Origin of the sequence: Paenibacillus ihuae (genome assembly GCF_001368795.1) — a bacterium.
Lineage (GTDB): Bacteria > Bacillota > Bacilli > Paenibacillales > Paenibacillaceae > Paenibacillus_AQ > Paenibacillus_AQ ihuae.
On the sequence record NZ_LN831198.1, the window covers coordinates 4,266,053 to 4,276,875 of the forward strand.

The window sequence follows — 10,823 nt, forward strand, 5'->3', positions numbered from 1 at the left end:
TTTTACCGTTGATTCTCTCGTTCAGCCCGCCGGCAGCGGAATCAACGGGACTTTTACCGTTGATTCTCTCGTTCTGCCCGCCGGCAGCGGAATCAACGGGAATTTTACCGTTGATTCCGCTGCCGGTGTTGTAAAAGGGCGATTTGCTGTGCACTCAGGTGACCATGGAGTCCTCTGGATTACTATAGAAAGGTTTCGGCTATAAAACCTTGTCTATAAAATGACCTCAACCTTGACCGATGATCGTCCGGGATAAGCGGGCAGAATGTTGCCCTCTACCGGTTCTCCGTCGACGGTGATTTTCTTGACGCCTTTGCAGACCCTGCTGGTATTCGTAACATTGATGTCATAGACACAGCCCCTGAAACGCCGCTTTACCGTAAACCCTTCCCAATCTGCAGGAATACAGGGGTCGATGGACAGGCCTTCGAGCACCGGCTTCACCCCCAGGATATATTGGGTAACAGCAACATACATCCAGGCAGCCGTACCGGTTAACCAGGAGACATTGGCGAGACCAAATTTGTCGGACTCCGGCCCGAACAGATTGGAGGCATAGACATATGGCTCCGCTTTGTACCGCCACAAGCCTGCCTTATCCATGGCTACATTCGGCAGCAGCTGGCGGTAATATTTGTACGCCAGATCCCCCCGGCCAAGCATGCATTCCGCGATAATCGCCCAGGTGTTGGCGTGGCAGAATACCGCCCCGTTCTCCCCCGTACCCTTGTTGTAATTGGTCAAAGGGTCGGCAGGGTCGGGAAAGCTGGTGATGGAGGGATGGATTTTTTTGATGCCGAGCTCTGTGTCCAGCATTTCACGCACGCTGTCCATAGCCTGCAGGCCCTTATCAGGGTCCGCCATGCCTGACATCGTGGCCCAGGTCTGGGCGTTGAGCCAGATTTTGGCCTCGTCGTGTTCGTCACTGCCAAGGAACCTTCCGTCGTCCATGATGGCCCGCCGGAACCAGCGTCCATCCCAGCCGATGCTGTTAACCAGCTTACGCTGACTCTCATACATGGCTTCATACCGGGCGGAATCCTCAGGGTGCCCGCCAGCTAAGGCAAGATCAACCATCCGCAGCAGTACTGTTCCAAGCTGCATCGACGTCCAGATACTTTCCCCCCGCCCTTCCCGGCATACCCGGAACAGCTGGTCATTCCAGTCCGAGCGCAGCATCAGCGGGAAGCCGCGTGAGCCGAGCTGGGACGCGGTGAAATCAACCGCAGCCTTCAAATGCTCATATACCGCTCCCTCGCCGCCGTCATAGTAAGGTACTAGAGTCTTCAAAAAAGCAGCATCCCCGGTTTCTGCCAGCAAATCCCATGCCGCCAGCGCAGTCCACAAATGATCATCAGAGTGGATGCTCGTTACCGGGTCCCAGCCTTCGTTCGGAAAAAAGTAATGGTTCACATGCCCGTCCTTGTACTGCTGTCCGAGCAGGAGCTTCAGCTTGTCAAAGGCGAGCTCCGTATCGAAGGGCACGACAGCCAAAATATCCTGCGCGGTGTCCCGGTAGCCGACGCCACGGAATGTGCCGGTGGCATAAAACGAAATGTTGCGCGAAAACAGAAAGTTGCGGTGCGCCTGGTACGGATTCCAGATGTTGATCATCCGCTCGGCATCCTTGTCCGGCAGCCGGCTCTCCCAGGCGCCAAGGTAGCTGGACCAGTTCTCTTTAAGCGCCAGGAAAGAGGATTCTACGAATCCGGCTTCCCGGGAGCGGGCAATTGCCCGCGCAACGTCTCCCTCATCTGCTGCAGTCCCAAGAAATACATTGATCGTGCGGCTCTCGCCCGGCTGCAGCGTAAGATTGAACTGCAGCGCACCGCACGGATCGCCGCCCATCAGCGTCGATCCGGTGCAGGCGCCGTTCTCAATCGCCGACGGATCCGATTCACTGCGGTAGCTGCCGATAAATTCCTCGCGGTCGCCGTCATAGCCGGCAAGCGGCGTATCCGCAGCCAGATAGACGAGCGGCGTCTCCTCCGGCTTCGGCTGATTTTCGACCCCGTACCGGTACACCAGTCCCTCCGCTTCATGATATTGCACCGAAACCTGATGTTTGTTGTAGCACTGCCACTGCAGCTCACGCATAAATTCCATCATGCCAAATTCGGCGTAAGCGTAGACCTTCAACTCCTGCGGTGCACTGCCCTGATTGGTCAGGGTCAGATTCCAGATCAGCGAATTCTCATAGGGCCCGACAAAATACACCGTTTGCGCCGCTATACCGCCCTGGCTCGCTTCGAAGCGCGTATAACCCATGCCGTGGGCACTCTTCCACACCTCCGGTTTCTCTAAAGCGGGTTCGCTGGTCGGGCACCAGTAACGGCCTGTTTCCGCGTTCTGTACATAGATATACGGGCCTGAACGGTCCATCGGCAGGTGGAAGAACCGGTAGCGCGTAATCCGCCAGATCTGGGGCGACTTGTAAAAAGCTACACCGCCGCCCGCATGCGACATCATGGTGTGGAAGGTACCGTTCGACAGATAGTTCATCCATGGCGTCGGCAACTCATGCCGCTTAAATTCCACCTCCTTCTCTTCGTCCCTGAAGGTATAGTAATCTTTCGGATCCGTATATTTGATAAGCTCGGCTTTCACTGGGCTTCAGCTCCTTTATGATGGTAATGGCTTATTTAGGCTCGACTTCATCCAGGGTCAGACGGTATTCGAGGCCTTTCATATAAGTGCCGTCTTCGTTCAGAAAGGTCAGTCCGAATGTCAGGTCTCCGCCCGTTCCGTGCACGATCGCAATCAGCCGGTTAAGACCGGTCTGCAGGGTAAGCTCCCGCTCCGGCTCATTCACCAGGGCACCGTTCAGATAAATCTCATAAGCTACTTCTGTGCTAATGCGCAGTCGTCCCCGGTGAAGCTGCCCGGCAGCCCCCTCTTTTTCCGGAACCTGCACGAAGCAGCTCAGAAACCAGGGAGCAGATCCTGCATCCGCGATGCGCAATGTACCCTCACCAGAACGCCGCTCTTTCTTCTGCATCCAGCCGTAAAGGCCTTCCCCCAGATTATTCAAAGAAAATGCCGGATCGGTATAATAAGCCTTCATCTCACCATAATCGACATGGGGCGGACAAGACAGCGCCATCATCGTTTCCACGGCCCACTCCCCGTCCCCCTTCACGCTGTCCAATAGACCGTCATCAAAGGACGCGCCCAGATTAGCCAGCAAGCGGGTATACAGGCGAAGCGCCTTCTCACTCTCCGGGTCTGCTAACAGCTGGGAGCAAAGCACAGCACCTGCACCAATCTTAGCTTCCGCCAGGAAGGTTCCAGAGGGCCGGGCGTTTCTGCGGTTCAGCTCCACCAGTGCCAGACGGCTGTATTCGGACGTGTAGCCATGCACAAAATAATCCTTCCAGGCCGTGCCTTCGACGCTCGTACAGAGCGCACCGGCGCCTTGAATCTCCAGGCTGTCGGCTGCCAGTACGCGGTTCTTGACCTCCCGCGGCGACAGGAACACCTTGTCGAACCCGAACAGGTCGACAGGGCTGAAGCCCTGCACGGCGGCGTAGGCATAGTCCGCCGCCAAGTGATACGTCTCGTGCGGTACCACACGCACGGGACGGTCCAGCAGGCGGGCAAGCGCCGCCTGCTGGCGTTCCTCCGCCGGCAGGAGCAGCACCTGCCCGCCGGCTTCGGCATGGCGCCGGAGCGCTTCCGCTGCTCCCGGCGTCTCGAGCATGCAGGCTTCGGCCACGATCAGGCCGAAGTCCTGCAGCCCGGCGCGCGCGGCAATGCCCGGCGCACCGGACCATTCCGGCGCTGCTGGGTCCAGCGCCGTGTACCGCAGCCGCAGCTTCGCAAGGAAAGCTGCGGCCTGCCCGCCGCGGCGCACCAGCGCTGCCGCGGGCCGGGCCTTAGCCCCGGCGTGCTCCGCACCGCCGGCGTAGGCCAGCAGGTTCCGCAGCAGCAGGCAGGCCTGCGGAACCTGCTCCAGACTGGCCATCAGCTCCAGCTGATTGGCCAGGAACATGCCCTCGCCGCTGCGGTACTCCAGCAGCGGCGACCACAGATCGCCGCCGTCTCCGAAATCGCCGGAGCTGCACTCCAGCAGCAGGGTGAAATCACCTGCCGCCGGCTTCTCGAAGGCTGCGTGGATGATCGGCTCCGGCCCCTCTTCATGCAGCTTCTCATGCCAGAACATCAGGTCCCTGTCGCCAAGTCCCTCCAGTACCGGGTGCCGGTAGCTGCCGGCATGAGCACGGAGGAAGGGCCGCCGCGAGAGCGGCAGCTTGCCTAGCGACAGCTGGTTCTGCTCCAGCAGCAGCAGCCGGCCGCCCCGCGCGGCAAATGCCTTCAGCAGCGCCTCCAGTGTGCCGTCACCATCCTCCGCCCGGCTGCCGACAATGAGCAGATAATCGGCTGCAAGCTCAGCTATCCGGGAACGTTCTATCCTTTCGCAGCCTGGAACAAGCCGGCCGATCGCTACGAAATCGCAGTCCGCTCCCCAATAGGCCGACCGCCGCTGTATATTCACCGGCACGCTCAGCAGACTTGCTGGCATGAGCCTGTAGTCCTGGCGCAGCTCATGCACCTGCCGCCCGCTATGGAACAGCAGCGCTGTCAGCACGGCCTGCCCGCCTTCAGCCGCAGAGGCCGGCATCCATTCCAGTTGAATAATCTGATGCCCGGCAGGAGGTTGAACGAAGTCGAAGCTTTGCTCATACACGGTCTTCCCGCCCTGCCGGATAATAAATTCCGCCCTGACTTCCTGCGTAGACAACGTGTCGTTGTATACGTCGAAGCTGCGGGCAACCGGCTTATCGTCATAGAAGCAGCTGTTATATTCGGCAGCGATGATCGTTGCCGGCTTGAACGCCTCTGCCATAATGGCAAAAGCCGGATTAGGGGAGTACAGCGGATACTCCTCGGGCAGCATTCCGTTATTAATCGACAGCGAATAAGACGGGATGACCCTCGGCTTCACTCCGGCGGTGTCCGTGTCCGAAGGCGGCAGGACAATGTCCCGCTCCGGCATCGCCTGCATGAAATAATGGGCGAAATTAAAGGTGGAAATGCCGGACACCCCCTGCCGTCTGGCGTACTCCACAAACATCCGCTCCTTCAGCGCCAGCCCCGCTGTGCTTTCATCTGTACCGCGGTAAGCCTGCAGGCCGGTGTACATGCTGCTGTTCTGCGGGCAAATATACCACCAGCCGCCGTGTTCCCCGAAAGTCAGCGGAACTGTCCGGTCCCACTGGCTGATCGTGCCGTCGATGTTGTAATGACGGCTTTCCACTTCGGTATGTTCTTTTGGCAGCAGACGGTTGTCCCCTTCGGCAATTATCGCGCGTGTAGTATCAAGCCCGCGGATCTCGGCCATCAGGCCGGGCATATGCTCTTTGAAGCCGTCCCGTCCGTCCACCCAGCGCATTTCATTCTGCAGGCTCCAGAGAATAACAGACGGATGGTTTTTGTCGCGCTGCACCAGCCGCCGCACATGCTGGCGGCAGTTCTCTACATAAGCGGGATGGTCGGCCGACATCGATTTGCCGGAGCCGTATATCGCGGTTTCATCGATTAGGAGCATTCCCTCTTCATCAGCGATGCGCAGATAATCGGCAGGGTACGGCTCCGCATGCAGCCGGATACTGTTGACACCAACCGCGCGGCAGATGCGGTACCAGTTGCGGATGTAGGCTTCCGTCATCTGCAGTCCGCCCTGAAAATGCCAGGAGTCACCGCGCAGATTGACCGGTATGCCGTTTAATATGAACTGCGGGCCTTCGCACCAGAATTCCCGGAAGCCGAAAACTACAGCATGCCGGTCAATAACCTCCCCGTCTTCGAGCAGCTCCAGCACTGCACTGTACAGAAACGGCTCATCCGGGCTCCACAGCTTGGCGCTGCTCCAGTCCAGATGGAATGAAGCGCGATATACTTCCCCGCCCCGCATGTTCTCACACAGTCTAAGCTTCTCCGCTGCGGAGGCATCCACGTGTTCAGCCGCGCACTCCGCAGACAATACCGGATTGGATTCGGCTTCTAATATATAACGTTCCGTCTCTATTCCCTCTGCAGACTGCTTTAGCACGCCTTTTTCCCATATGCTCAGCTTTACCGTAAGTGGACCGCGGACAGCTGCTGTGTCTGTCCCGGCAGCAACCGCCTGCACTTCGATCCGCCCTTCCCTCACGGAAGTACGGATCGTTACGTCCTCCAGCGTCAGCAAGGGGTAACCCTCCAGATACACGTCCTGCCAGATCCCCCGGCTGATTCTTCCATACCAGGAGCCCATAAGCCCGGTGATTTTGGACATGCCGCCGGGCAGCGTCACGGTATCAAATCCTCCGCACACCACATGCAGCTGATGCTCACGCCCCTGTTCCACCATAGAGGTAATGTCGAGTCTCAGCGGCAGATACCCGTCTTCCCAGACGCCGACCTCCTGCCGGTCCACATAAATGACGGCCTTCTGCATAATACCGTCCAGCCGCAGAACAATCCGCTGCCCGGCCATAGACTCCGGGACACGGAAGCTCCGGTGCAGAATACCCGCTTCAGCGGCATCCCACTCCTGGGGATAATCGTGCAGGTCAAACGGAGCATACGCATACTCCGGGATTTTGCCGAAGCTTTTGCCATACGGCAGCGGATAGGTTCTCCTCCAGCTGGAGGGTACCTGTACCTTGCGGGCTTCATACATCAGTCTTTCGGGAAGCCTGCGGCACTCTGGCTGATCGTAGAGGGGCATGAAATCCCATTCCCCGTTTAGACATAACAAATTACGCATCTCTTATTCCCAGCTTTCCGGCAAAGGAGCAGACTTCGAGAACCAGTGTAAGCGGTCGCCAAAGCTCCTGGCCCGCAGGCGCTCCTTCCCATTTGATAAAATGCGGCTCCATCACCTCCGCCCAGTTGTCCGGACGAAGGGATGTCTTCAGTTTTCCTTCATAAGGGACAGGCTCCCGGGTAGCCGGCTGCTCTGCATAAAAAAACAGCACATTTTCATGGAGGCCAATAATGCCGTATTTATCGCCGTCGCCCGGCCGTTCCTCCTGGTATTGGAAGTGGTAATAAATGTAGCTGGCTGCCTCCTCAGGCTTCAGTAAGGCAATTCGTCCATAGGGCTTGCCTTCAATGCTGCGGCGCTCCCAGTGCTGCGCTGAAACTGGACGCTGGTAATGAAAAATATCCGTCAGGGGCACCCAGCGGCGCCCTTTAGCCCCTCCGGGCCAAACCGCAAGCTGCTCCGAGGCTCCCGGCAGTAAAGTTTCCGGCGGAACCGGTGATTCCGCACATTCATAATAAAGAAACAGCTGGCTGCTGCAGGCAAACAGGCTTAAATGGTCTACTTGCAGCCGCTTCATGGCTTCAGTTAGCGGAAGTGAGATCTCCCGGCTGCGGAAAAAAGCAGCCGCTTCCCCGCCTTCCGGCCCCTCCGCTCTGTATAAACAGCGCTTCATGCCACACCTCCCTATCGTTTGGTTCATTCTCATGTTACCGCATACAAACTGCCCCCGCCTTGACGATGGCGACCTTGTTTAGCATGATAACGACATGCGCCTACTACTCGTTTCCAGCCTGTTTCCCTACTTCTTCTAGAGCATTCCCAACCCACCGTTAACCGCAAAAGCGCCCTCCCCGCAGGAAGAGCGCTCACGAAGATTTAAGGCATGACCGTGAAAGTAATGTCGTCGAACAGCATATAGGCGAAGCCGCTGGTGTAGAAGCCGACTTTACCGGAAGGCCGGTGGCCCGGATCGCTGCCGGACAGCCTTGGTGAACCGTCCACAAATACGGAGATATCGCCATTCTTGGCCGTTACCTTCACCGCATACTCCGTGTCCGGCAACAGGTCATGTCCCGGGAGGACTGTCTCGGTAAGCTTCTGCCAGGCTGTGTTATACAGGATCCAGGCCGAGGTTCCGTCTGCCCGGGTGCGGTAACCGATCCGGGTGGAGCCGGTGCTGTCCTGACGGTCGAAGATGTACAGGATACCATTATCAGGCATCACAGACGGTGTCTTTAGCACGAAATCCAGCTGATAAGATGTAAAGCTGCGGTCGAGTAAAGCAGTCGCCCCGTTCAGAAGCTTATAGCGGCGGTTCCCGTCCGGATCAGCCGCGATGCTGCGGTTCGGGTCTACCGGCCAGCCGTTCCCCCCGTTCTCAAAGTCTGTCTCATGCATGATATTGGAGACCGTTATTGCAATGTCCGCTTTAATGAGCGGATTTACCGTTGATACGGCCGAAATGACGGTCTGCCCTTCGTAAACTGCCTCAACCACTCCCGTACTGTTCACCGTAGCCACCGCCGGGTTGGCCGACTGCCAGGTAACGCCCGTCTCGGGTGTATCCGACGGATCAAAAGCCAGCTGCAATTGCCGCTGTTCCCCGGCGGCGAGACGCACGCTACTCTCTGCCGGGATGATTCCGGCAAGTTCGGTAGTCGGTGCCTTGAACTGAATGTCATCGAACAGCATATGGCTGACATTGCTGACGTAGAAGCCGACTTTACCTTCCGCATTGTGTCCCGGATCATTGCCCTTCAGGCGAAAATCTCCATCCAGGTAGACGCTGATGTCACCGCCCTTAACGAGCATTTTGACCGCATATTCCGTATTCGGCTGGAGGTCGTGTCCAGGCAGCTTCACCTCCTTCAGCACTGTCCAGGCTGAATTATAGAGCAGCCAGGCGGAGCTGCCGTCTGCCCGCGTCTTGTAGCCAATCCGGCTGGAGCCGCTGCCGGCCTGGCGGTCAAAGATATACAGAGTCACATTATTCCCCATCGTCTCGGGGGTCTTCAGCCGAAAGCTCAGCTCGTAATCAGAGAAGCTTTTAGGACTGAGCGCCGAGGCTCCATTCAGCACCTTGTACCAGCGGTTGCCGTCCAGCTTCACTATGCTGCGGTTCCCGTCCTGGACCCAGCCGTTTGCGCCGGATTCGAAATCCGTGAAATCCATCACACCGTCGCCCGCTTCTACCGTGACACTAACCGTAGCTGTCAGCAGCGGATTTTCCGCCGATGCCACGGTGATGACCGTGTTGCCGGCTGCTTGGCCGGTGACTATACCTGCGCCATCCACAACCGCGATGCCGGGATCGGCTGAGGTGAAGGTCAGAGCGGGATTATCTGCGTTCCACGGAAGTACTGCTGTCTGCAGCTTTACCGTTTTCCAGCGGTCCACGGTGATTTCACTGTCATAAGCGACCACCCCCTGAATCGGATGGCTTGTAGGACCTGCCGTCGTGCCTGCTTTACCGGTTAGGCCGATTTCTGCGAATGGAATGTCAGGGAACCCGGGTATGGCAGCGAATACTTCCGCATCGGGCCGGAGCGACAGGTCACCGCCCGCCAGATTGGTGAAGCCGGGATCCTCCGTAGTCACCCAGTTATCTGCATACTGAACCAGCCCGAATTTGTCGTATGCCCCATATACATTGGTCGTTACGCTGCGCGGCAGCGACGGATTATAGACAACATTCCCCTGAAACGTATTGGTGTCAGGATAATAACGGTTCTCCGTGAAGAAATTCGCCAGCTCAGGGTATTTGGTCATATAAGGTGTTCCTGTGAAATTGTTGTTAGCCGCAAACAGCGCCTGCCACTTCGGCATGTAATTCAGCGGCACCTGATCATCCGGCTCATCGCCGAGAAACATATCCGCGTAGTCATAGGGAACCTTGCTGTCGATAAAAATATTGTTGCGGGTCAGAATATGCGCACCGCCGTTGTTTTTAATGGCCGAATTGCCCATTTTGTAAAAGATATTTTCGTCGATAGTAAGTCCCATGGTGAAATTGTCGGGATATACCCCTTCCACCCCGGCTTTGGTTTCGCCGATGTTGTGAAAGTAGTTACGCCTGATGACAGTACCCCGCTCATGTGGCTGCTCACCCGCATTCATGTAGATGGCACCAAGGTCGGAGAAGGTTGTACATACATCATAAATTTCGTTATACTCCACGGCATGGTCGTTGCCGAAGATCAGCACGCCGGGATGAGGCGCATCATGCAGCTCATTATGCGACATCCGGTTGCCGACACCTGACAGTAGAACCCCGGGATTATAGGCTTTGTGATAGTAGGCAAAATCATGGATATGCGAATTTTCCACGGAATTATTTCCCGGCTGCAGCGTTGTTTTGTTGCCCCCCGCCAGCGTGACGGCAGTACCTCCGATATGATGAATGTGGGTGCTGATGATGGCGTGGTCCGTGCCCGGTGCTCCGTCGAAAATATTGTAATAAAACCGGCTCTGCGTATTGACCAGCACACCGCTGTTGGTGAAGTTGCGGATTTCGCTGTTCAGGATCCGCATGTGACTTCCGCCCATGAACACAGCTGCCGAATCGCGGCCGTTCTCCAGCACCAGCTCGGAGAAATCGATGTATGATGCATCCAGCGCGTTGATCATCGGTGTCTTCAGCATCGTCACTTCAATATCCGGGTCCGCTGCTGCAAACTCGGCGTTCGGCAGGAAATACAGCTTGCCGGCCTGGCGGTCGATATAATATTCACCGGGCATATCAATTTCCTCGAGCAGATTTTGCGCAAAATGAAAATCCGGATACCAGTTTTTGAAGAGGCCGCTCATTTCCCCGTAACGGAGCGTGATGCTTTTGGCGGCTGTATCGATCGAAGCAATTTTGTTGTACGACCATTCCCAGCTGTAGCCAAAAATGCCGTCCAGCCAGATGTCGTCCGCCTGTGTCCAGTACTGCGGCCGGTCATACGTATACGTGAAGGTGCCTCCGCGCGTATGCACTTCCCCGTTCGGATCCTTCCGCGTCGGCCCCGGATCTAGAATTTCATCCATTTGTACTGTGCTTTCGTTGGGCCAGCGGGCCAGTGTCATGCCC

Annotated in this window: 4 protein-coding genes; all 4 read right to left on the reverse strand. The window is 57.1% G+C overall.

Annotated features, from left to right (window positions below; genetic code table 11):
* Window positions 1-213: 213 nt before the first annotated feature.
* Window positions 214-2,607 (reverse strand): GH36-type glycosyl hydrolase domain-containing protein, encoded by a 2,394-nt coding sequence (locus AQR02_RS19605; RefSeq protein WP_054941915.1) that lies wholly within the window; start codon window positions 2,605-2,607, stop codon window positions 214-216.
* A gap of 31 nt (window positions 2,608-2,638) precedes the next feature.
* Window positions 2,639-6,751, reverse strand: coding sequence for a glycoside hydrolase family 2 protein (locus AQR02_RS19610; protein ID WP_054941916.1), 4,113 nt, complete (start codon window positions 6,749-6,751; stop codon window positions 2,639-2,641).
* The gene (locus tag AQR02_RS19615; protein ID WP_054941917.1) at window positions 6,744-7,424 is read right to left on the reverse strand and encodes a hypothetical protein; all 681 of its coding nucleotides are present in this window, start codon (window positions 7,422-7,424) and stop codon (window positions 6,744-6,746) included. The genes AQR02_RS19610 and AQR02_RS19615 overlap by 8 nt, the downstream gene beginning before the upstream one ends.
* Window positions 7,425-7,627: 203 nt before the next feature.
* Window positions 7,628-10,823: Ig-like domain-containing protein (locus tag AQR02_RS19620; RefSeq protein WP_054941918.1), on the reverse strand; the 3,196-nt coding region annotated here is incomplete at its 5' end.

Excerpts from the sequence above, each read along its gene's own strand:
- AQR02_RS19615 (WP_054941917.1), bottom strand. The coding sequence starts at position 7,424 with ATGAAGCGCTGTTTATACAGAGCGGAGGGGCCGGAAGGCGGGGAAGCG.
- AQR02_RS19610 (WP_054941916.1), bottom strand. The coding sequence starts at position 6,751 with ATGCGTAATTTGTTATGTCTAAACGGGGAATGGGATTTCATGCCCCTC.